A 20574-nucleotide genomic window follows, 5' to 3' on the forward strand; every position below is an offset into this window, starting at 1 on the left:
GCGCAGACGCCTGCTTCCTACGACGTGAATTAGTAGGCTCGGGTGGCCGACCAGGATCGCGCCGATGCCGGGGTTTGCCTGGCTGGTCTCATGTCCCGAAGTCGTTGGCATGCCTGCGACCACGTTACGATGCACGCAATGGGACACGTCAACGCAGCCGAGGAACCCGGTCTGGGCAACAGGGGCGATGCCGCCGATGATGGGCCGATAGGAGGCGCTGCGGCCCATGACGGTTCCGCCCAAGACACGACGGCTGAAAGCGCGGTCGAGGGCGCCGGGGCCGTCCGTGGCCGGCTAGATCGCCGGCGGGCGACGGCCGGCGTTGCTGTCATTGTCGTGGTGGCCATCGCGGCGGGGTGGGCCCTCTTCAGCCAGCGCAAGGCGTTCATCGCCGGCGTGCGGGTGATGGGGTATCTGCCATTGCTCGTCAGCCTGCCGGTGGCGATTGTTGCGGTCTTCGCCACCTTTCTGTCATGGAACGAAGTGCTCCTTGGGCTGGACGTCCGGCTTGGGTTCCGCAGTGCAGCGAAGGTCTTCTTCGTCAGCCAGCTCGGAAAGTATCTGCCGGGATCCGTCTGGCCAGTTGCGCTTCAGATGCAGGCTGGCTACGAGCGCGGCGCCAAGCGACGCACCATGCTCGCGGCCAATCTGATCACGCTTGTGCTCAATTGCACAGTCGGGCTAATCATCGGCGGGCTGAGTCTGTCAGTCGCCCAGCCCAAGGTGCTCGGTCACTACTGGTGGTTCGGCTTCGCGTTGTTAATCCTTCTTCCGCTGCTTCATCCGCGGGCCCTCCCGAAGCTGATCGACCTCCTGTACGGCCTAATCGGCAAGGAGCCGCTGGGCGAGAGCGTCCGACCGGCCTCCATGCTGCGGTCGATGGGTTGGTGCGCGCTTTGCTGGTTCGCCCTCGGAATCCATCTCGCCATACTCTGTGCAGCCTTCGGCCCGCTCTCGGCGGCCGACATCGCCGGCTGCCTGGCGGCGATGGCTCTGGCGGTCACCCTCGGTGTTCTCTTCATCCCGGCACCGGCCGGCGCCGGGATCCGCGACGTGACCCTGGGGGTGGTGCTCGGTTCCGTGCTCGCCAATGGCGGCCAGATATTGGCGGTCGTCGTCGCCTCCCGATTAGTGCTCGTCGTCACCGACCTGCTCCTCGCCCTGATCGCCGCCGTGGTGCCGTCGGGGGCCAAGCCCACCGCTTCCGGTTCGGTCTCCCAGGCGCCCGGGCAGCCGACTGACGGGTAGGCAAACTAGTGCGTCTCGCAATCCTGCTTGAGCAGGCTCTATCGCCGGTCCCCGGCGGCACCGGACGCTATTCGGTCGAGCTGGTTAAGGCCCTCGTCGGCACCGCCCGGGCGGACGATTCGGTGAGCACCTGGACCGCCGCCCACCGCGACCTCACCGCCGCCTTCGTGGCCGGCGCGGCGGGGCCGCACCGCGTCGCGCTGCCTCGTCGTGGCCTGATCGCCGCCTGGAGCCGGGGGGTCGGCCCGCGCCCGCGGCACGCTGACCTGGTCCACGCGCCGACCCTGCTCGTTCCGCCCCGTCCGCGCAGCGGCCGGTTGGTGGTGACCATCCACGACGTCGTTCCGTGGACGCACCCGCAGACGCTCACCCCGCGCGGGGTGGCGTTTCATCACGCCATGGCCGCCCGGGCCGCCGACTATGCCGACGCGATAGCGGTGCCGACCCAGGCGGTCGCGGCCCAACTGCTGGAGCACGTCCCGGGGTTGACCGCCGAGCGGATCAGCGTCCTCGGTGCCGGTGTGAGTGACTCCATCCGCCTCGACCCGACCCCTGAGCGGACGGCGGACGTGATCGCGCGCCTGCGGCTGCCGCAGCGGTATCTGCTGAGCCTGGCTACGCTCGAACCGCGCAAGGGCCTGGACGTGCTGCTGGAGGCGCTGGCCGCGACCGCATCGCCCTTGCCGCTGCTACTGGTCGGCCAGCCCGGATGGGGTGGGCTCGACGTCCCGGCGATGGCCGCCCGCCTCGGGCTCGGCCCCGATCGGGTGCGGGTCCTGGGCCGCATCGAGGATGCCGACCTCGCCGTGGTGCTGCGTCAGGCCACCCTGCTCTGCGCCCCGAGCCGGGCCGAGGGTTTCGGCCTGCCCATCGCCGAGGCGATGGTGGCCGCAACTGCGGTCATCTGCTCCGACGATCCGGCACAGGTCGAGGTTGCCGGCGGGGCGGCCCGGGTCGTGGCCCGCGAGGACCCGGCCGCGTTGGCCACCGCGATCGCCGAGCTCGATGGTGATGATTCCCACCGCTCCCGCTTGGAGGCGCTCGGACGGGCCCGTTCGGCCGATTTCGACTGGACGGCCGTGGGAGCACGGGCCTGGGAGCTCTACCGGCGGCTCTGAGTGGCCAGGGCGGAGGATTCGAGGCGGGGAAGGGTTGATCGGCGCCCCGGTAGGATCGACCGGATAAGTTTCGTCGATTAGCTGGGAGCAATGCCGTGCTGCGCGTGCTGATCGACGCAACCGCCGTGCCCGCTAATCGGGGCGGAGTGGGGCGCTACGTCGACGAACTGGTGCCGGCGCTGACCAGGCTCGGAGTCGGCACCCAGGTCGTCTGCCAGCCGGCTGACGCTGAGTTCTACGCGGCCCGCAGCGCGCTGGCTCCGCTCACCGCGGGGCGGTTGGCGGCCCATCCGGCGGCTCGACTGCTCTGGGAGCAGATCGAGCTTCCCCGCCTCGTCTCCCGCGTTCGCCCGGACGTCCTCCACTCGCCGCACTACACCGAACCGGTCTTCTCCCGGGTGCCCGAGGTGGTGACCCTGCACGACGCCACCTTCTTCACCGATGAGGCGCTCCATTCGCGGGTGAAGGGCCCCTTCTTCCGATCCGCGACCCGACTGGCCCTGCGCCGCGCGGCCGGCTGTGTGGTCCCCTCGCAGGCCACCGCCGACGAGCTGGTGCGGGTGGCCGGGGCCGACCCGGCGCGGCTGCAGGTGGCGCACCACGGCGTCGATTCGCAGTCCTTCCAGCCACCGTCCCAGCAGCAGCGGCGAGCCGCCGCCCTGGCCGTCGGGCTGGCCCCCGAGCAGCCGTATGTGGCCTTCCTCGGCACCCTGGAGCCCCGCAAGAACGTGCCCGCGCTCATCGCCGGGTGGTCACAGGCGGTCGCCTCGCGGCCGAACCCGCCGGCCCTGGTGCTGGCCGGCGGCGTCGGCTGGGACGAGACGATCGACGCCGCGGTAGCCGCCGTCGACTCGCGGCTGAGCGTGCTGCGCCCGGGCTACATCCCGCTGGAGCACCTGGCCGGCTTCCTCGGTGGGGCGCAGGTCGTCAGCTACCCCAGTCTCTTCGAAGGGTTCGGGTTGCCGGTGCTGGAGGCGATGGCCTGCGGCAGCGCGGTGCTCACCTCCCGGCGCGGGCCACTGCCGGAGGTCGGCGGGGATGCCGTCGCCTACTGCGAAGTCGACGCCGCCTCCATCGCCACCGAGCTGGCGGCCCTGCTGGACGACCCGCAGCGGCGGGCCGACCTCGGCGCGGCGGCCACCGCTCGGGCCGCCACCTTCAGCTGGAGCGACTGCGCGGCCAAGCACGTGCTGGCCTACGAGCGTGCCCTGGCGGCGGCATGAGCCAACAGCCCGCACAGCCAGACACGCCCGACGTGACGGTCATCGCGGTCACCTTCGACCCGGGTGCCTCGCTCACCGCCTTCCTGGATTCCTTGACGACGGCCGGCGGTCCGGTGGCCGCAGTCGTGCTAGCCGACAACGGCGAGGGCGACCAACTCGACCCGGTGGTGGACTCGGCGCAGCAGCGTCCCGGGGTGCGTGTGGTGCGCACCGGCTCGAACCTGGGCTACGGCCGGGCGGTCAACATCGCGGCCGCTACCATCGACACGGAGTTCGTCGTCGTCGCCAACCCGGACGTGGTGTGGAGCCCGGGCTCCCTCCAGACCCTGCTGGAGGCGGCTCGGCGCTGGCCCCGCGGTGGGTCGTTCGGACCACGTATTTACACCGAATCCGGACTCGTCTACCCCTCGGCTCGGGCCCTTCCGTCGCTCGGCCGCGGAATCGGTCACGCGGTCTGCGGATGGTGGTGGCCGTCCAATCCGTGGACGACCAGTTACCGCAACGAGCGCCGCGCGCTGGGGGAGACCCCGGTCGGCTGGCTCTCGGGCGCCTGCCTGCTGCTTCGCCGCAGCGCATTCGAGGCGATCGGTGGCTTCGACGAGGCGTACTTCATGTATTTCGAGGACGTCGATCTGGGCGATCGACTCGGCCGCGCCGGGTGGCAGAACGTCTACGTGCCCGACGCTGAAGTCACTCATATCGGCGCTCATGCCACCTCCCGGGACCCGGCTCGGATGGCGACCGAACATCACCGCAGCGCCTGGATCTACCTCAGCCGCCGGTACGCCGGGCTGCGCTGGGCGCCGGTCCGTCTGGTGCTGAGGGCCGGCCTGAGGCTACGGTCGGCCCTCTCCCGGCGAGCCCCGTCGGTGGCCGCCGGCGCGCGTCCGAACAATCCGGGGAAGTAATCGAAGTAACGGCGAGTGGTCCGTCGGAGCACGGAAAGTAGGAAATGATAGTGAGGTTCGCGCCAACTAGTGGAAGGTAGCGATTCGTTGATCGAGACCAGAGACATCGCCGATAGCGACCGTAGCGTCGACGCGGTCGTTCTCGTCGGCGGAAAGGGCACCCGGCTTCGACCGCTGACTCTCTCCGCGCCCAAGCCGATGCTGCCGACGGCCGGTGTGCCGTTCGTGGCTCACCTCCTCGCCCGCATCCGGGACGCCGGGATCAGTCACGTCGTTCTCGGCACGTCCTACAAGGCGGAGGTCTTCAGCGAGTACTTCGGCGACGGTTCGGCGTTCGGGCTGGAGATCGAGTACGTCTTCGAATCGGAACCGCTCGGCACCGGCGGGGGTATCCGCAACGTCGCGTCCCACCTGCGCGGTGACACGGCGATCGTCTTCAACGGCGATGTCCTCTCCGGCTGCGACCTGCCGGCGCTGCTCAAGACGCACCGTGACGCCGCCGCCGACCTCACCCTGCACCTCACCCGGGTCGGCGACCCGCGCGCCTTCGGTTGCGTGCCGACCGACTCCGACGGCCGGGTGACCGCCTTCCTGGAGAAGGACCCCAATCCGGTGACCGATCAGATCAACGCCGGCACCTACGTCTTCCGGCGCGAGATCCTGGAGCAGATCCCGACCGGACGCCCGGTCTCGGTGGAGCGGGAGACCTTCCCCGGTCTGCTCGCGGCCGGAGCGCTGGTGGTCGGGCACATCGAGTCCAGCTACTGGCGTGACCTCGGCACCCCGGCTGACTTCATCGCCGGCTCCGCCGACCTGGTCCAGGGACGTATCGCCTCCTCGGCCCTCCCCGCGCCGGCCGGGGACGCGATCGTGCTCCCCGGGGCCAAGGTGGCCGACGACGCCAAACTCGTCGGCGGCACGGTCGTCGGCGCCGACTGCATCGTCGAATCCGGCGTCACGCTCGACGGCGCGGTGCTCTTCGATGGGGTTCGTGTCTGCAGCGGCGCCCAGGTACGCAGTTCGGTGCTCGGGTTCGAGAGCAGCGTCGGCCCCTCCAGCGTGCTGGACGAGGCGGTCGTGGGCGACCGGGCGCAGATCGGCGCGAACATCGAACTCCGCGCCGGTGCGCGGGTCTGGCCGGACGCGGTGCTGGCCGATGGCAGCCTGCGCTTCTCCTCCGACGGCTGAGGGCTGGACGGCTGTGCGTCGGCGCGACCCTAAGCCGGTGACTGCGCCGTGACCATGACCGACCTGCGTCTGGAGCGGAGCTGGTCGCCCGGGCGCCCGGTCGATATCCGGGCGACGCTGGCCCCGCTTCGCCGTGGAGCCGGCGACCCCGCCCATCGCGTCGACGACACCGGCGTCTTCTGGCGCGCCTTCAACGCACCGACCGGTCCGGTGACCCTGGCGCTGCGGCCGAGCGGCAACGGGGTGTCGGCCACCGCGTGGGGATCGGGAGCCGAGTGGGCGCTGGAGGCTGTTCCGGCGCTGCTCGGGGCCGGTGATGACTGGTCCGAGCTGGATCTCAGCACTCAGCCGCGGCTGGCCCGGCTGCTGCGGGGACGACCCGGGCTGCGACTGACGCGCACCGATCGAGTCTTCGACACGCTGGTGCCGACCATCCTGGAGCAGCGGGTCACCGGCGGCGAGGCCCGCAGTTCCTGGCGGGCGCTGCTCTACCGTTACGGCTCACCCGCGCCGGGACCGAACGAGGCACTTCGGGTCCCGCCGACCCCGGCGACGATCCTGCAGGTGCCGACCTGGCAGTGGCACCGCTTCGGGGTCGATCTGCAGCGGCAGCGGGCGATTCGCGCCGCGGCCACCGTCGCGCCGCGCTTGGAGGAGGCGGTCACCATGTCCGACGCCGACGCGCTGCGCCGGCTGCGGGTGGTGCCGGGGATCGGTGCGTGGAGCGCGGCCGAGACCGCTCAGCGCGCCCTCGGCCACGCGGATACGGTGAGCGTCGGCGACTTCCACCTGCACGACCTGGTGGTCTTCGCCCTCTCCGGTGAGGCTCGCGGTGACGATGAGCGGATGCTCGCCCTGCTGCAGCCGTGGGCGGGGCACCGGCAGCGGGTGGTACGCCTGATCGAACTCTCCGGTGTCCGGAAGCCGAGGTTCGGGCCGCGGTACGCGCCGCTGGACACCCGCTCCATGTGACGCCTCAGCCCAAGAGTCCCAAGACGGCATCACTCAGTTGTGGCCAGGCCTGCGCGGCCCAGCCACCGAAGGGCCGGTCGGCCAACGCCACCAGCGCCAGTCCGGCCCGTGGGTCGACCCAGAACATCGTGCCACTCTGACCGAAATGCCCATAGGTTTGCGGCGAATTCTTCGCCCCGGTCCAGTGCGGTGATTTCTTCGCCCGCAGCTCGAAGCCGAGGCCCCAGTCATTGGGGTCCCGCATGCCGTAGCCGGGGAGGACCCCGCGCAACCCCGGATACTGCGCGCTCGTCGCCTCGGCCAGGGTGCTGGGGTGCAGCAACGTGCGCGGGTTCAGCAGTTCTCGCAGGACGGCGGAGAGATCGGCGACCGTGGAGCGGCCGTCGCGGGCCGGGGACCCCTCCAGGACTGTGTCGGTGAGGCTCAGCGGCACCGCGACCGCCTCGTGCAGGTAGGCCGGAAAGGCCATTGTGGTCGCCTCCGCCACCAGCTGCCCGATGAGGTCGTAGCCGACGTTGGAGTAGACCCGGCGCTGCGCGGGCGGGTATGAACGCAGCAGTCCCTCCGGCGCCACGCCGGAGGCGTGCGCCAGCAGATGACGCAGGGTGGCCCCGGGGAGCAGTTGCTCCTCGGCCGGGTCGTCGAGTGAGAGCGCCTCCTCCTCGACGGCCACCAGCGTCGCCAGCGCACTCAGCGGTTTGGTCACCGACGCCAGCGCAAAGACCCGATTCACGTCGCCAGCGGTGGCGATCACGCCGTCGCCGTCCACCAGGGCGGTTGCGGCCGCACCGACCGGCCAGTCGTCGATCCGCTGCAGCACCTGCTGGGCGGCGGCCGGGTTGATGCCTGCGCTCACCAGGCCTCGAGTCGCTCGCGGGCCAGCCGGATCAGCGCCGGTAGTTCGGCCGAGCTCCCGTCCGGCAGGTCGTCCCAGGAGAACCAACGAAGATCGAGGGATTCGTCGCTGATCGTCGGCTGGGCGCCTTCGGGTGCGATGGCCAGGAAGCGCACGTCGAAGTGGCGCGTCGGCAACCCCAGCGAACAGGTCAGCGGGTGCAGGTCGAGCCCGAGCGGTACTGGGTCGAAGGAGAGGGCACCGATCCCGCTCTCCTCGCGGGCCTCGCGGGCCGCGGCGTCGAGGAGGGTCTGGTCACCCGGTTCACAGTGGCCGCCGACCTGTACCCAGAGCCCAACCCGCGGATGCAGGGTGAGCAGCACGGTGCGTTGGGTCGGATCCATCACCAGCGCGCTGGCGGTGAGGTGGCCCGGTACGCAGTGCCGCCAGGTCGCGTCCGTGCGGGCGCCGAGGAATCCGAGAAAAGCCTGCTGTAGCAGGGAATCCTCGCGGGTCACCGGAACCATCGCCGCGATCGTGCGGACCGCATCGACGTGCAGCGCCGGGGCGGCCTCCATCCCCACTCCGACGTCCTCGCGCCCGAGCTCGATCGCCTCGGCCGTGCCCAGCCGGAAGAGGTCCTCGTCCGCGCCTCGGATGAGGGTGCGGCTACCGGCTCCGTCGTCGGGTAGCTCGCCGTCCACGGCCAGGCCGCGCACGATGGCGATCGGCACTCGCGTCAATTTGCCCTTCACCAGGTCGGCCGCGGCGGCGATCTCGTCGGCCACCGCCACCTGGGTGACCTCGAGCAGATTGCCATAGTCGTCCAGCTGCCCGCGCTCGTCGTTCACCGCACGCAGTCCGGCGACGCCGATGGCGGCGTCGGTGATACCGGCCCGCCACGGTCGCCCCATCGAGTCGCTGATGATGACCGCGACGTTCACCCCGAGCTGGCTCTGGATCGCCTTGCGAAGACCGTCGGCCGAGCCGTCGGGGTCCAGCGGCAGCAGTGCCAGTTCGTTGCGGGCGACGTTGGAGGCGTCCACGCCGGCGGCCGCCAGCACTAGACCGTGCCGGGTCTGGGAGATGCGCAACGGTCCGCGCTGGGCGACCACCCGCACCGTCTCGCCGTCGATAGCGGCCTGCCGGGCCGCCTCCCGCTCGTCCGGGTCGGCCGTCTCCAGGGTGATGAGTCGCCCCTCGACTTTGGAGATGGCCTTTGAGGTGACCACCAGCACGTCACCGTCCTGAAGGGGTGGCGCATACACGGCGATCAGGGCGGCTAGGTCGTCGCCGGGACGGATCTCACCGAACCCCAGCACGGGGAGGATCTCGACCCGCGAACTCGCCGCGCCCCGGTGCGGGTCGACGGAGTGCTGGTCAGTTGTCCGGTCGTCGCTGCTCATCGGGCCGCCGAAGTCAGTCCGGCCACGGCGAAGGCGTCGCGCACCATCTGCGCGGTGGCCTCGTCGTCGCTCATCAGCAGTGGCGTCGGCAGTACCGATACGCCGGGAATATCAGCTGATTCTCCGGATTGGATGAGCCACCCGTCCAGCACCCCGTCGGCGCTGCGAGCGCCGTAGTGGCGCCCGACGCCCTCCGCACTGACCTCGACGCCGATCGCCGGTAGGCAGGAGTCGGCCATCCCGCGAACCGGAGCGTTGCCGATGATGGGGGAGAGTCCGACCACGGGCGCGGCGCTGGCTCGCAGCGCCTCCCGCATGGTGGGGACGTTCAGGATCGTCCCGATGCTCACCACCGGATTGCTGGGTGCGATGAGCAGGATGTCGGCGTCGGCGATCGCCGAGAGCACGGCCTCGGTCGGTTTGGCGTCCTCGAGACCGATCTGCACGAAGCTCTCCGCGGGGAGTTCAGCGCGATGCTTGATCCACCACTGCTGAAAGTGGATGGCGCGCCGCGCCCCGTCCAGCTGGACGACGACGTGCGTCTCGCAGCGAGCGTCGGTCATGGGCAGCATCCGGATACCGGGCTGCCAGCGGTCGCAGAGCGCACCGGTGACGTCGGTGAGGGAGTAGCCGGCATCGAGCATCTGGGTACGGACCAGATGCGTGGCCAGGTCGAGGTCGCCCAGACCGAACCAGCTCGGCTCCGCGCCGTAGCGTGCCAACTCCTCCTTGACCCGCCAGCTCTCGTCGGCCCGTCCCCAGCCGCGTTCGGTGTCAGTGCCGCCGCCGAGGGTGTACATGACACTGTCCAGGTCGGGACAGATCCGCAGCCCATGGAGGGTGATGTCGTCTCCGGTGTTGATGACTGCGGTTATCTGGGCGTCGGGGTAGGCCCGGCGGACGCCGCGGAGAAATCGGGCACCCCCGATGCCGCCGGCGAGAACTGTTATCTGCACGCATTCCAAGCTACGCGAGACGCGGGCGGCGACCGATCAGGGTGCGCCCCGGATGACCGGAGCTAGCGCTTCACTGCCGCCAGCAGGCCGTCGCCGACCGGCAGCAGGGCGGCGAGGAGACGATCGTCCTCCCGGACCGCCCGCCCCAGCTCCCGCTGCGCCACCGCGTCGGAATCCCGGGCCGAAGGGTCGGCGACCCGGTCCTGCCAGAGCGCGTTGTAGAAGACCACCACGCCGCCACTGCGCAGCAGCCGCACCGCCTGCTCGTGGTAAATGCCGTTGGAGCCGGTGTCGGCGTCGACGAAAACCAGGTCGTAGGCGGCGTCGGTCAGGCGGGGAAGCACCTCGGCCGCCGAACCGTTGATGAGCCGGTAGCGGGTGGTGGCGATGCCGCGCTCGGCGAAGGCCTCTTTGGCCGCCCGCTGGTGCTCGGCCTCGACATCGACGGTGGTGAGAATCCCCTCCGGGCGCATGCCGCCGAAGAGCCAGAGTCCGGAGACGCCGGCGCCGGTACCGACCTCGACGACGGCCCTGGCCGCAGAGGCCGCGGCCAGCACCTGCAGCGCGGCACCGGCGGCGGAGCTGATGGGTTCGCATCCGAGTTCGGTGGAGCGAGCGCGGGCCGAGTCGATCACCTCGGTGGTATCGGGCCAGTTCTCCACGAAGGTCAGACTGTTCTCACCCAGCATTGCGTCGGCCATAGTTGACGATGCTATCCGCCACCACCGGCTTTTCCGTGCATCGTCAAGGGTGTCAGCGCATCGAATCGATGAGCATCTCGATGTCGGCCACACTGGTGCGCGGATTGACGATCGCGAATCGCGTGCAGACCCGTCCGTGATGCTTCGTCGGCGTCACCAGCGCCACCTGCTCCTCGAGCAGTCGAGCACTCCACTGCGTGTACTGGCTGTCATCCCAACCGATGCGTTCGAAGATCAGCACCGACAGATCCGGCTCGACGAGCAGTCGCAGGTGGGGTGCGTCGCGGATCAGTTGCGCCCCGCTGCGGGCCACGTCGAGGGTGTGCTCCACGGCGTCGCGGTAGGCGTGCGTGCCGTGTACGGCGAGGGAGAACCAGAACGGCAGGCCACGGGCTCGACGGCTGAGTTGGATTGAGAAATCCGACGGATTCCACTCGCCTTCGATGGTGACCGGGTCGAGGTAGCCGGCCCGCTGGGTATGTGCGGCGTGGCCCTGCCGCGGGTCCCGGTAGACCAGCGCGCAGGAGTCGAAGGGGGCGAAGAACCACTTGTGCGGATCGACGATGAAGGAGTCGGCCCGCTCGACGCCGGCGAAGAGTGACCGAGCGCTCGGCGCGGCCAGAGCGGCCCCACCGTAGGCGCCGTCGACGTGCAGCCACCAGCCGTGCTCGGCCACCACGTCGGCGATGCCGTCGATGTCGTCGACCACGCCCAGGTTCGTGGTGCCGGCGGTGGCGACGACGGCGAAGATCCCGTCGGCGGCGGCCGGTGACAACTCCGCGATCACCCGGCGCAGCGTCGAGCCGACCAGACGCCCGCGCTCGTCCCCGGGAATCTCGATGACGTCGACATCCATCACCACCCGCAACGCATGCTTCACCGACGAGTGCGTCTCTGCGGTGACGCAGACGGCCCACCGCTCGGGGCGGACTCCGCTGCGCCGGCTCAAGGCCCATTCCCGGGCCGCCACCAGTGCGGAGAGGTTTCCCACCGTGCCCCCCTGCACGAAGACGCCGCCCGCCTCCTCCGGGAGGCCGACGAGGTCGGCGATCCAGCGCAGCGCCTGATTCTCGGCATAGACCGCGCCGGAGCTCTCCAGCCAGGAGCCGCCGTAGATGCTGGACGCGCCCAGCAGCATGTCGAAGGAGACCGCCGCCTTCGTGGGGGCACTCGGGATGAAGGAGAGGAAGCGCGGGTGATCCACCGAGATGCAGGCCGGCCCGAGCACGTCCGCCCAGAGTCGTAACGCCTCGGCGCTGCCGAGTCCCTCCGCGGTGACCGTCGCCCCGGCGGCGGCGGCCAGTTCGGCCGGCGAGGCGGGGCGATCCAGCGGGGCGTCCATCGCCAATCGATCCAGGCAGTAGTCGCTGAGCGCCTGCGCGGTGGCCTCGCTGTCGGGGGTGGACATGTGCATCGCTTCATAACCGGACATGAAGACAGCCTAGGTTCGGCGGCTCTCACACGCAGTGCACAGGAACGTCTCATCGTTGTGTCAGGACCGCCGCGGGAAGATATGTGCAGACAGATGCAGGCCCCCAGGCCCCGGCCGGTCCAGAAGCGGGATTGGAACTCGGAGCAGGAATGGGACGTTCGTCCTGTTAGTTGAACTCGTAGATGAACGTCGTAGTTGAAGTTCGCAGAGCAGCCGCGGTTTCGTGGCTGCGAGAAGGGAACATCGCGTGAACGACCGAGCTGTGGATCTGACGGCCGACCCAGCCGCCGAGACGCTGGCCGACCCGGGCGTGCCCAACAACTGGACGCCGCCCAGCTGGGATGAGGTCGTGCGTGAGCATGCCGATCGGGTCTACCGATTGGCCTACCGGCTCTCGGGCAACCGGGCCGATGCCGAAGACCTGACGCAGGAGACATTCGTCCGGGTGTTCCGGTCGCTGGCCCAGTACTCACCCGGCACCTTCGAGGGTTGGCTGCACCGCATCACCACCAACCTCTTCCTGGACATGGTGCGTCGCCGGCAACGGATCCGCTTCGACGCGCTCCCCGAGGATGCCGGTGAACGGCTGGCCTCCAACTCGGCCGGCCCCGAGCAGGCCTACGCCGAACTCCACCTCGACCCGGAGATCGAGCGGGCCCTGGACGCGCTCCCGGCCGACTTCCGCGCGGCCGTGGTGCTCTGCGACCTGGAGGAGCTCTCCTACGAGGAGATCGCCGCCACCCTCGGAATCAAGGTCGGAACTGTTCGCTCGCGTATTCACCGGGGCAGGGTTCTGCTGCGTGAGGCGCTGGCCCATCGCGCCCCGGGCCTGCGCCCGGCCGAGCCGGGCGTGACAGAGTTTGCCGGCGAGCTCGAGTCCGAACCCGCCGCACCGGCACCGGCCCGCGCAGAAGGGCTTCAGGGTGCACTTCGATGAACTTCGCTCCCCAACATCTCTCCGACGAAGCGGTGGCCGCCTGCGCTGACTCCGCTTTGAACGCGCCGGCGCGCCTGCGGGCTGAGCGGCATCTGGCCGGTTGTGCCGAATGCCGCCGGGCCGTGCAGGAGCAGCAGGAGGCGGCCCGGGTGCTGCGCCGGGCGGTCGCGCCGGCGCTGCCGTCGGGCCTGATGCAGCGGCTGCGGGACGTGCCGCAGACGACCGAGCTGCCGCCGAACGACTTCACCCTCTCGCCGGAGGGGAATGCAGTCTTTCCGACCTTCAAGCCGTCCGGCTCCGGGTCCCGGGCGTCGGCACCGCCGCCACCGCCGCACCACTCCGTCCGCCGCCACTCCCGAGCGCTGCTGTTCACCGCGGCCGCCTTCGTCTCGGTGAGCGCCGCCAGCGTTGCCGTTGCCGCGGTGCCCTCGCAGGTTGCCCAGGACGCGCCGGCGCCGTCAGCTCCGGCGCGCTACCTTCCGGCCGGCTACTCGAATGTGTCCTACGCCGACCCGTCGTCTGGCGATGCCGGCACTCCGTCGCTGCCCAGCCTGGTCGGTGGCGGCGTTAGACACGCCTGAGCGTCACCCGGCCGACGTGTTGAGAGTCCGGCCCGGGCATTCAGCCACTGCATAGGTGGCGCCGCTACCGTCAGATCGAGTGCCTGTTCCGTCGTCTGCACCTGACTTCGCTGTGCCTGTTGCGGCCCGTAGGGCGTAGTAGGGCTCGCGCTGGCAGAATCGGTGCGGACCGCGGCGAACCGCAATGAGGAGATCGATGACCGACAACGACGACGCCGTGCAGGCCGATTCGGCTGGCAAGCACGCGAGCGCCGATGAGGTGCACCCGGATCGGCCTCGACCCACCCTTGAGAAGAACCCCGGTGCGGCGCCGAACTCGGCGCCGGTTGCGGACGCACAGGCCAACGCCGCTTTCGCCCGCCCGGCGGGCGTGCTGACGTCTTTCGATACCGCTTCGTCTGCCCCGCCGCCGGTGGCCGCCCCGGCCGTCGTGTCGCCGCCCTCCCCGGCCGAGCGAGCCGCCTTCGGCCCCCCGCCCGGAGCCATCCGCGAGTTCGACGCGCCGCTCGGAGCGCGCCTGGATCCGCGGCACGCACCGATCTCGCCTCCCGTTCACCCCGCGTTGAGTTCAGCCTTCGGCCGCTCGGTCGACGCCGACGAGCGGGGCTTCGCCGCCCCCTCCGGGTCTCGGCTGGTGGCCGGGAACGAGCCCGGATCACCTTGGTGGAAGGCGAACGCGGCCTCCGACCCGTGGCGCGACCCGAACTCGGTGGCCTGGCTCGGACGGCCAGCCGTATTTACGGCAGGAACACTGACTCAGGTTGAACCTGAAGAGGACGTCGAGACAGATCCGGATGCGGCTGTCGAATCGACCGCGGATGCCGAGCCGCCGGCCCCGACCGGCCGGTACGCCCGCTTCGGATTCCGAGCCCTCACCCTCTCGATCGTCGTGGCCCTGCTGGCCGGTGTGCTCGGTGGCGGAGTCGGCTTCTGGCTGGCCCACCGGGCGGCCGACGCGGTGCATGACAGCCACGTCAAGCTCGCCGAGGGATCCAATGCGATCGTGCGAGCACCGGGTTCGGTGGCCGACATCGCCAAGCGCGTCTCGCCGGCCGTCGTCTCGATCGACATCCGCACCTCGACCGAGGCCGGCACCGGATCGGGCGTCATCATCGACAAGAACGGCTACATCCTCACCAACAACCACGTCGTCTCGGCCGCGGCCAACGACGGCACCATCAAGGTCACCTTCAGCGACAACACGACCGAGGCGGCGAAGATCGTCGGACGTGACCCGATGACCGATCTGGCCGTCCTGAAGGTCACCAACAGCCACATCACCGTCGCCACGCTGGGGGACTCGTCGAAGATCGCCGTGGGCGACCCGGTGGTGGCGATCGGCTCCCCGCTCGGATTGACCGGCACCGTGACGACCGGAATCGTCTCGGCGCTGGACCGCCCGGTGCATCTGTCCGGGGAGGGCAGCGACACCGACGCCGTGGTGAGCGCCATTCAGACCGACGCCGCGATCAACCCGGGTAACTCCGGTGGCGCGCTGGTCGACGCGACCGGCGCGATCATCGGCATCAACTCGGCGATCGCTTCGCTGGGAACGCAGTCCGGCAGCTCTGGGGGCAGCATCGGTCTCGGCTTCGCGATTCCGATCAACTTCGCTCGCTCGATCGCCACCCAGCTGATCCAGACCGGTAAGGTCGTGCACACCTCGATCGGCCTCTCGGCCCGCAGCGTCACCGACGGTTCCCGTGACGGCGCCTACGTGGTCCAGGTCAGCCCCGGCGGCCCCTCGGAGAAGGCCGGCGTGAAGACGGCCGATGTGATCACCGCGGTCGACGGCAACGCGATTCTCTCCGCCGACATGCTCAGCGTCGAGGTGCAGAATCACAAGCCGGGCGACGTGGTGAAGCTGCACATCTTCCGCGGCGCCAAGGAACTCGACATCCCGGTGACGCTCGGCTCCGCCTGAGCCGTCCGCCGCGCCGTGGCGTCGCCTAGACTTCGAGCATGTTCAACATCGGGCCGCTGGAACTGGTGGTGCTGGGGTTCGTCGCGCTGATCGTGATCGGCCCGGAGAAGCTGCCCCAGCATGCTCGTGACGCGGCCCGCATGATTCGTTCATTGCGGGAGATGGCCAACGGCGCCCGCGGCCAGTTCCGCGACGAGCTCGGGCCCGATCTGGCCGACCTCAACCTCGACGCGCTACGTGAACTGCGCTCGTTGAACCCGCGCAGCGCCCTGATGAAGGCGCTCTTCGACGAGACCGACTCGACGGCCGGCGAGGTGGTGGCCGAGAAACCGCAGACGGCGCCGACATCCTCAGCGCCGCTCTCCTCGCCCCCGTTGCCGCCGTCGCTGGAGAAGGGCGAGATCGCGCCGTTCGACGACGACGCGACCTGAGCCGAACGGGCTGAGCTAGCTGCGGGCCGGGCTGAGGCCCAGCGAGCGGCCGACCAGGCTGTGCTGGCGACCGGCGAGCTTCTTAGCCACTTCGCGCATCGCCTGCGCGGCGGCCGACTCGGGGTGAGTGAGTACAACGGGGGTTCCGTCGTCGCCGCCTTCGCGGACGGCCTGGTCGATCGGGATCTGCCCGAGCAGCGGAACCCGCGTTCCGGTGGAGGCGGCCAGCGAGTCGGCCACGGCCTGCCCGCCACCGCTGCCGAAGAGCTCCATCCGTGAGCCGTCCGGCATCTGAAGCCAGCTCATGTTCTCCACGACGCCGACGATCTGCTGGTGCGTCTGCAGGGCGATCGAGCCGGCGCGCTCCGCCACTTCGCGGGCCGCGAGCTGCGGAGTGGTGACCACCAGCAACTCGGCCGAGGGCACCAGTTGTGCGACCGAGATGGCGATGTCTCCGGTGCCCGGGGGCAGGTCCATCAGCAGCACGTCCAGATCGCCCCAGAAGACGTCGGCCAGGAACTGCTGGAGCGCCCGGTGCAGCATCGGCCCGCGCCACACGACCGCGGTGTTGCCCGGGGTGAACATGCCAATTGAGATGACCTTCACGTTGTGCGAGATCGGCGGCATGATCATCTTCTCGACCTGCGTCGGCTTGTGCTGCACGCCGAGCATGCGCGGCACCGAGAAGCCGTAGATGTCAGCGTCGAGGACGCCGACCGAGAGCCCCTGCTCGGCCAGCGCGACCGCGAGGTTCACCGTCACCGATGACTTCCCCACGCCGCCCTTCCCCGACGCGACCGCGTAGACCCGGGTGCGGGATCCAGGCTGTGCGAACGGGATCTCATTGGCCGGCGCATCACCCTTGAGCGACTGTCGCAGCTCGGTGCGCTGGGCGTCGGTCATCACGCCGAGGTTGACCTGAACCTGGGTGACCCCCTCGACGCGGCGTACGGCGTCGGTGACGTCCTTGGTGAGCTGCTCCTTCATCGGGCAGCCGGCGACGGTCAGCAGCACGTAGACGGCCACGAAGCCGTCGGCACTCGTCTCGACGCGTTCGACCATGCCGAGTTCAGTGATCGGCTTACGAATTTCGGGGTCCTGCACCGTGGCTAGGGCAGCACGGACCGACGACTCTTCAGGTTGAGGCACGCCGATGATCCTACGTCGCCGGGCCGGATAGGCGGCATTCGTGAGGGCGACTGTGATCTTGCATATGACGCTCAGTGTGCGGTTTTGATTACAGACTGTCTAGAATTCGCAGCCATGACCTCCGAGGGACAATCCATCAGCCCTAATGACTGGCGTCTGGGCGTATGGCGCTCCTTCCTGACCGCCCATGCTCGGATCAACGACGTGCTGGCCAACGACCTGGCGACGAAGGTGCAGATGCCGCTGCCCTGGTACGACGTGCTGGTGCAACTCACCGAGGCGCCGGAGCGTCGTCTGCGGATGGCCCAGTTGGCCGAGAACGTCCTTCTCTCCCGGTCGGGTCTGAGCCGCCTCGTGGATCGGCTGGAGCGGGAGGGGCTGGTCAGCCGCGAGCCCTATCCGGGCGACGCGCGCGGCACGTACACGGTGCTGACCCGCGAGGGACTGGCCCGGCTGCGGGAGGCGACGCCGGTACATCTCTCCGGGGTGAACGAGCTCTGGCTGAGCCGCTTCAACGACGACGAGCTGCGATCGCTGGGCGAGATGCTCGACCGTGTCGTCGAAGCCGCCTCAGCCGACCGAACTTCAGTTGGCCGAACTTCAGTTGGCCGAGAACCGGCCGGCGAACCGGCCGGCCAAGTCCTACCCGGCCGCACCACCCCGCCGAAGGGCTGATCGACCGGGCTAGCGTGAGCGCGGTGGAGGAGGAGAAGACGCACCGGTCGGTGATCGGTGACTCCCTCGGCGTCGGTGTCGCGGTGGGCGCCTACGGGGTGGCCTTCGGGGCCTCCTCGGTCTCGGCCGGACTGAGCGTTCTGCAGACCTGTCTGCTCTCGCTGCTCGCCTTCACCGGTGGCACCCAGATCGCGGTGGTCGGGGTCGTCTTCGGCGGCGGCACGCTGGGCACCGCGCTCGGCTCCGGGCTGCTGCTCGGTTCCCGCAACACGCTCTACGGCATGCGAATGGCGCCGTTGTTGAAGGTGCGCGGGGCGCGGCGACTGCTGGCCGCATTAGGCACCATCGACGAGTCGACGGCGATGGCGATCGCGCAGCCAACCCCGAAGCTTGGACGGTTAGCTTTCTGGTGGACCTTCGCCGGTGTCTACTTCTTCTGGAATCTGGCCACCCTGCTCGGGGCGGTCGGCGCGCAGGCGCTCGGAGACCCGACGAAGTTCGGATTGGACGCGGTGGTGCCGGCGGCCTTCCTCGCCCTGCTGGCCCCACGGCTACGCAACGGGGCGCTGGAGCGTCGAGTCGCGCTGGCCGCCGCTGCGATCGCCCTGGTCCTCATCCCTTTCACGCCGCCGGGCGTACCGGTGCTGGCCTCCTGTGCGGCGGTACTGCTGGCGGTGCTGCCGCGTCCGGGCGCTCCAGTCCGCTCGGACGAGTCAGCCGAGAGCCCCGATCATCCATGAATCTATGGCTGTTGGTGATTGCGACCTCTGTCGGCTGCTACCTGCTGAAGCTCGCCGGGTACCTCGTCCCGGCGCGCTACCTGCAGGCACCTCGGATCCGCCAGATCGTCGAGGTGCTGCCGGTGGCCCTGCTCAGCGCTCTCGTCGTGGTGGAGCTGCTCGCTCATGGTCGGCACATCGACCTCGACGGGGCCCGGTTGGCCGGCTTCGGCGCCGGTGCGATTGCGGTCTGGCGACGAGCGCCGTTCCTGGTTGTGGTGTTAGTCGCGGGCGCGACCGCGGCGCTGATCCGGCTGGTCTAGCTCCTCCTCGCGGGCCTCGGCCAGATCCTCGGTGAGGTCCTCGACGGCGCGGGCGAGTTCGGAGCGGAGGAAGTCACGGGTGACGACCTCGCCGAGTGAGATACGGACCGCCGCCAGTTCGCGGGCCAGGTAATCGACGTCGGCCATCGACTGGCGCGTCTCACTGCGGTCGGCCTCCAGATTGACCCGGTCCCGGTCGTCCTGGCGGTTCTGGGCCAGCAGGATCAGCGGTGCGGCGTAAGCCGCCTGCAGCGACAGGATGAGCGTCAGGAACTGGTACGGGTACCCGTCGAAATGTGGGAACTCGGGGATGGCGTTGTACACCATCCAGACGACGATGACGATCGATTGCAGCACCAGGTAACGCCCGGTGCCCAGGAAGCGGGCGATGCGCTCGGTGGAGCGGCCGAAGGCCTCCGGGTCGTAGTTCACCCGCAGGCCACGTCGCGGCAGGTTCGGCTGGTCGAGCCGTTCGCGTCGCTCAGCCATCGGCCTGACCCGCCGAGCCTGTCGTGCCGGCCGCCGCCCGCGCCTCGGCTTCGTTGTCGCTCTGCTCGTTCTGGGCGTCTACGTCACGCCAGTCCTCGGGCAGCAGATGATCCAGCACGTCGTCGACCGAGACGGCACCGAGCAGGCGTCCGTTCTCGTCGATGACCGGCGCCGCGACCAGGTTGTACGTCGCCAGATGCCGGGTTATGTCGGCGATCTGGGTGTTCGGTCGCAGCGAACGGGTGTCGCGCTCGGCCAGCCCGCTGACCAGGGCCGACGGCGGCTCGCGCAGCAGCCGCTGCAGATGCGCGGTCCCCAGGAACTTGCCGCTGGGCGTCGCCTGCGGCGGCCGGACGATGAAGACCTGGGCGGCCAGGGCGGGGGAGAGGTCGGGATTGCGGACCAGGGCCAGGGCCTCGGCCACGGTGGCGTCCGGCAGCAGGATGACCGGCTCCGTCGTCATCAGACCGCCGGCGGTGTAGTCGCCGTAGGTCATCAACCGGCGTACCGGCTCGGCCTCGTCGGGCTCCATCAGCTTCAGCAGGCGTTCCTGGTCATCGGCCGGCATCTCACCGAGCAGGTCGGCCGCGTCGTCATCGTTCATCGCCTCCAGGACGTCGGCGGCCCGCTCATCGGCCAGGGACGTCAGCAGGCTCACCTGGTCGTCCTCGGGCAACTCCTCCAGGATGTCGGCCAGCCGCTCGTCATCCAATGCGGCGACCACCTCGAGGCGGCGCTTGGCCGGCATGTCCTGCAGGGCCGACGCCACGTCGGCCGGCCGCAGCCCGGCCAGCACGGAGAGCAGCGTCTCGGTGCCCTGCGAGTTCTCGGCCAGCGCCAGCCCGTCCACCTCGTCCCAGGCGACCTGGAAGAGCTGCCCCCGGCGACGGGACAGGCGCCCACCGCCGCTGCGTACCGCCAGCCGGGTGATCTCCCAGTCGCCGGTCCGGTTCTGCTCCATCGCCGCGTCGACGATCGAGACCTGCTGCTGGTCATCGGTGGTGGTGACCGTCCGGTCGAGGAGTTCGGCCAGCACCAGGAGCTCGCTCGGACGGCGTTCGAACCGCTTCATGTTGACGGTGCCCGACGAGAGCGTCACGGCGTCCGGCTCGATGCGGGTGACCCGCCCCATCGGTACGAAGATCCGGTGCCGGTGCTGGATCTCCAGCACCAGGCCGAGTACCCGTGGCGGTTGGCGTCCGATGCGCAAGGTGGCCACCGTCTCGCGAATGCGACCGAGCTGATCGCCGCTCGGGTCGAAGACCCCGATGCCGGACAACCGTGCGATGAAGACCCGGCTACCGACGCTCATACTTTCGAAGATTAGTAGCCGGAATGCGTTCGCTTGGCACCGCCGCA

General features: G+C 69.8%; 21 protein-coding genes. 13 read left to right on the forward strand and 8 right to left on the reverse strand.

The features are described 5' to 3' along the window. Window positions 1-138 precede the first annotated feature (138 nt). The 6 genes from CPH63_RS11535 to CPH63_RS11560 all read left to right on the forward strand — a co-directional run bounded on the left by CPH63_RS11535 (window position 139) and on the right by CPH63_RS11560 (window position 6657). A complete protein-coding gene (locus tag CPH63_RS11535) occupies window positions 139-1248 on the forward strand; it encodes a lysylphosphatidylglycerol synthase domain-containing protein (protein WP_157749488.1) in 1110 nt (369 codons plus the stop codon). An 8-nt stretch (window positions 1249-1256) separates the two neighbouring features. Beyond that, window positions 1257-2366 (forward strand): glycosyltransferase family 1 protein, encoded by a 1110-nt coding sequence (locus CPH63_RS11540; protein ID WP_197704313.1) that lies wholly within the window; start codon window positions 1257-1259, stop codon window positions 2364-2366. A gap of 104 nt (window positions 2367-2470) precedes the next feature. Further along, window positions 2471-3589 carry a glycosyltransferase family 1 protein gene (locus CPH63_RS11545; protein WP_096305091.1) on the forward strand — a complete coding sequence of 373 codons (1119 nt, stop codon included), beginning with the start codon at window positions 2471-2473 and terminating at the stop codon, window positions 3587-3589. Further along, a complete protein-coding gene (locus CPH63_RS11550) occupies window positions 3586-4497 on the forward strand; it encodes a glycosyltransferase family 2 protein (RefSeq protein ID WP_096303099.1) in 912 nt (303 codons plus the stop codon). The genes CPH63_RS11545 and CPH63_RS11550 overlap by 4 nt, the downstream gene beginning before the upstream one ends. Before the next feature lie 87 nt (window positions 4498-4584). Continuing rightward, a complete protein-coding gene (locus tag CPH63_RS11555; RefSeq protein WP_241895621.1) occupies window positions 4585-5685 on the forward strand; it encodes a sugar phosphate nucleotidyltransferase in 1101 nt (366 codons plus the stop codon). 54 nt (window positions 5686-5739) lie between these two features. After that, complete coding sequence (locus CPH63_RS11560; RefSeq protein WP_096305093.1) at window positions 5740-6657, forward strand: DNA-3-methyladenine glycosylase; 918 nt, start codon at window positions 5740-5742, stop codon at window positions 6655-6657. Window positions 6658-6661: 4 nt separating this feature from the next. Here the strand turns inward: CPH63_RS11560 and CPH63_RS11565 are convergent, their stop codons facing one another. The 5 genes from CPH63_RS11565 to CPH63_RS11585 all read right to left on the reverse strand — a co-directional run bounded on the left by CPH63_RS11565 (window position 6662) and on the right by CPH63_RS11585 (window position 11987). Further along, a complete protein-coding gene (locus tag CPH63_RS11565; protein ID WP_241895622.1) occupies window positions 6662-7513 on the reverse strand; it encodes a serine hydrolase in 852 nt (283 codons plus the stop codon). Then, window positions 7510-8898: a coenzyme F420-0:L-glutamate ligase gene (locus tag CPH63_RS11570; protein WP_096303100.1), complete on the reverse strand. Its 1389-nt coding sequence runs from the start codon at window positions 8896-8898 to the stop codon at window positions 7510-7512. Before CPH63_RS11570 ends, CPH63_RS11565 begins: the two co-directional genes overlap by 4 nt. Then, window positions 8895-9854, reverse strand: a complete 960-nt coding sequence (cofD, locus tag CPH63_RS11575; RefSeq protein ID WP_096303101.1) for a 2-phospho-L-lactate transferase — start codon at window positions 9852-9854, stop codon at window positions 8895-8897. Before cofD ends, CPH63_RS11570 begins: the two co-directional genes overlap by 4 nt. 62 nt (window positions 9855-9916) lie before the next feature. Beyond that, on the reverse strand, window positions 9917-10555 hold the full coding sequence (locus tag CPH63_RS11580; protein ID WP_197704315.1) for an O-methyltransferase: 639 nt from the start codon (window positions 10553-10555) through the stop codon (window positions 9917-9919). 52 nt (window positions 10556-10607) lie between these two features. Further along, window positions 10608-11987, reverse strand: coding sequence for an aminotransferase class V-fold PLP-dependent enzyme (locus CPH63_RS11585; RefSeq protein WP_206745536.1), 1380 nt, complete (start codon window positions 11985-11987; stop codon window positions 10608-10610). 247 nt (window positions 11988-12234) lie between these two features. Between CPH63_RS11585 and sigE the strand changes: the two genes are divergently transcribed. The 4 genes from sigE to CPH63_RS11605 all read left to right on the forward strand — a co-directional run bounded on the left by sigE (window position 12235) and on the right by CPH63_RS11605 (window position 15860). Next, a complete protein-coding gene (sigE, locus tag CPH63_RS11590) occupies window positions 12235-12924 on the forward strand; it encodes an RNA polymerase sigma factor SigE (RefSeq protein ID WP_096303103.1) in 690 nt (229 codons plus the stop codon). Next, window positions 12921-13505 (forward strand): anti-sigma factor, encoded by a 585-nt coding sequence (locus CPH63_RS11595; RefSeq protein WP_096303104.1) that lies wholly within the window; start codon window positions 12921-12923, stop codon window positions 13503-13505. Before sigE ends, CPH63_RS11595 begins: the two co-directional genes overlap by 4 nt. Window positions 13506-13701: 196 nt before the next feature. After that, window positions 13702-15429 carry a S1C family serine protease gene (locus CPH63_RS11600; protein WP_096303105.1) on the forward strand — a complete coding sequence of 576 codons (1728 nt, stop codon included), beginning with the start codon at window positions 13702-13704 and terminating at the stop codon, window positions 15427-15429. Window positions 15430-15467: 38 nt separating this feature from the next. Further along, the gene (locus CPH63_RS11605; protein ID WP_096303106.1) at window positions 15468-15860 is read left to right on the forward strand and encodes a sec-independent translocase; all 393 of its coding nucleotides are present in this window, start codon (window positions 15468-15470) and stop codon (window positions 15858-15860) included. Between the two features lie 15 nt (window positions 15861-15875). On the opposite strand, the gene CPH63_RS11610 is transcribed toward CPH63_RS11605, so the two are convergent. Then, window positions 15876-17009 (reverse strand): Mrp/NBP35 family ATP-binding protein, encoded by a 1134-nt coding sequence (locus CPH63_RS11610; RefSeq protein ID WP_096303107.1) that lies wholly within the window; start codon window positions 17007-17009, stop codon window positions 15876-15878. Window positions 17010-17123: 114 nt separating this feature from the next. On the opposite strand from CPH63_RS11610, the gene CPH63_RS11615 reads away from it, so the two are divergent. The 3 genes from CPH63_RS11615 to CPH63_RS11625 are packed head-to-tail and all read left to right on the forward strand — an operon-like array spanning window position 17124 to window position 18726. After that, the gene (locus tag CPH63_RS11615; RefSeq protein WP_096303108.1) at window positions 17124-17684 is read left to right on the forward strand and encodes a MarR family winged helix-turn-helix transcriptional regulator; all 561 of its coding nucleotides are present in this window, start codon (window positions 17124-17126) and stop codon (window positions 17682-17684) included. Window positions 17685-17707: 23 nt separating this feature from the next. Beyond that, on the forward strand, window positions 17708-18424 hold the full coding sequence (locus CPH63_RS11620; RefSeq protein ID WP_206745537.1) for an AzlC family ABC transporter permease: 717 nt from the start codon (window positions 17708-17710) through the stop codon (window positions 18422-18424). 14 nt (window positions 18425-18438) lie between these two features. After that, the gene (locus CPH63_RS11625) at window positions 18439-18726 is read left to right on the forward strand and encodes an AzlD domain-containing protein (protein ID WP_241895623.1); all 288 of its coding nucleotides are present in this window, start codon (window positions 18439-18441) and stop codon (window positions 18724-18726) included. On the opposite strand, the gene CPH63_RS11630 is transcribed toward CPH63_RS11625, so the two are convergent. Then, a complete protein-coding gene (locus tag CPH63_RS11630; RefSeq protein ID WP_096303110.1) occupies window positions 18685-19215 on the reverse strand; it encodes a DUF1003 domain-containing protein in 531 nt (176 codons plus the stop codon). The two genes, CPH63_RS11625 and CPH63_RS11630, sit on opposite strands and share 42 nt — an antisense overlap. After that, window positions 19208-20527: a magnesium transporter MgtE N-terminal domain-containing protein gene (locus tag CPH63_RS11635; RefSeq protein WP_096303111.1), complete on the reverse strand. Its 1320-nt coding sequence runs from the start codon at window positions 20525-20527 to the stop codon at window positions 19208-19210. Before CPH63_RS11635 ends, CPH63_RS11630 begins: the two co-directional genes overlap by 8 nt. Between the last annotated feature and the right edge of the window lie 47 nt (window positions 20528-20574).

Origin of the sequence: Jatrophihabitans sp. GAS493 (assembly GCF_900230215.1) — a bacterium.
Classification (GTDB): domain Bacteria; phylum Actinomycetota; class Actinomycetes; order Mycobacteriales; family Jatrophihabitantaceae; genus MT45.

What these genes read in the sequence shown, in the direction of transcription:
- CPH63_RS11635 (WP_096303111.1), bottom strand. Translation starts at nt 20,527, where the DNA reads ATGAGCGTCGGTAGCCGGGTCTTCATCGCACGGTTGTCCGGCATCGGG.
- CPH63_RS11630 (WP_096303110.1), bottom strand. Translation starts at nt 19,215, where the DNA reads ATGGCTGAGCGACGCGAACGGCTCGACCAGCCGAACCTGCCGCGACGT.
- CPH63_RS11550 (WP_096303099.1), top strand. Translation starts at nt 3,586, where the DNA reads ATGAGCCAACAGCCCGCACAGCCAGACACGCCCGACGTGACGGTCATC.
- CPH63_RS11580 (WP_197704315.1), bottom strand. Translation starts at nt 10,555, where the DNA reads ATGGCCGACGCAATGCTGGGTGAGAACAGTCTGACCTTCGTGGAGAAC.
- CPH63_RS11605 (WP_096303106.1), top strand. Translation starts at nt 15,468, where the DNA reads ATGTTCAACATCGGGCCGCTGGAACTGGTGGTGCTGGGGTTCGTCGCG.
- CPH63_RS11570 (WP_096303100.1), bottom strand. Translation starts at nt 8,898, where the DNA reads ATGAGCAGCGACGACCGGACAACTGACCAGCACTCCGTCGACCCGCAC.
- CPH63_RS11600 (WP_096303105.1), top strand. Translation starts at nt 13,702, where the DNA reads ATGACCGACAACGACGACGCCGTGCAGGCCGATTCGGCTGGCAAGCAC.
- CPH63_RS11535 (WP_157749488.1), top strand. Translation starts at nt 139, where the DNA reads ATGGGACACGTCAACGCAGCCGAGGAACCCGGTCTGGGCAACAGGGGC.
- CPH63_RS11595 (WP_096303104.1), top strand. Translation starts at nt 12,921, where the DNA reads ATGAACTTCGCTCCCCAACATCTCTCCGACGAAGCGGTGGCCGCCTGC.
- CPH63_RS11560 (WP_096305093.1), top strand. Translation starts at nt 5,740, where the DNA reads ATGACCGACCTGCGTCTGGAGCGGAGCTGGTCGCCCGGGCGCCCGGTC.
- CPH63_RS11615 (WP_096303108.1), top strand. Translation starts at nt 17,124, where the DNA reads ATGACCTCCGAGGGACAATCCATCAGCCCTAATGACTGGCGTCTGGGC.
- CPH63_RS11585 (WP_206745536.1), bottom strand. Translation starts at nt 11,987, where the DNA reads ATGTCCGGTTATGAAGCGATGCACATGTCCACCCCCGACAGCGAGGCC.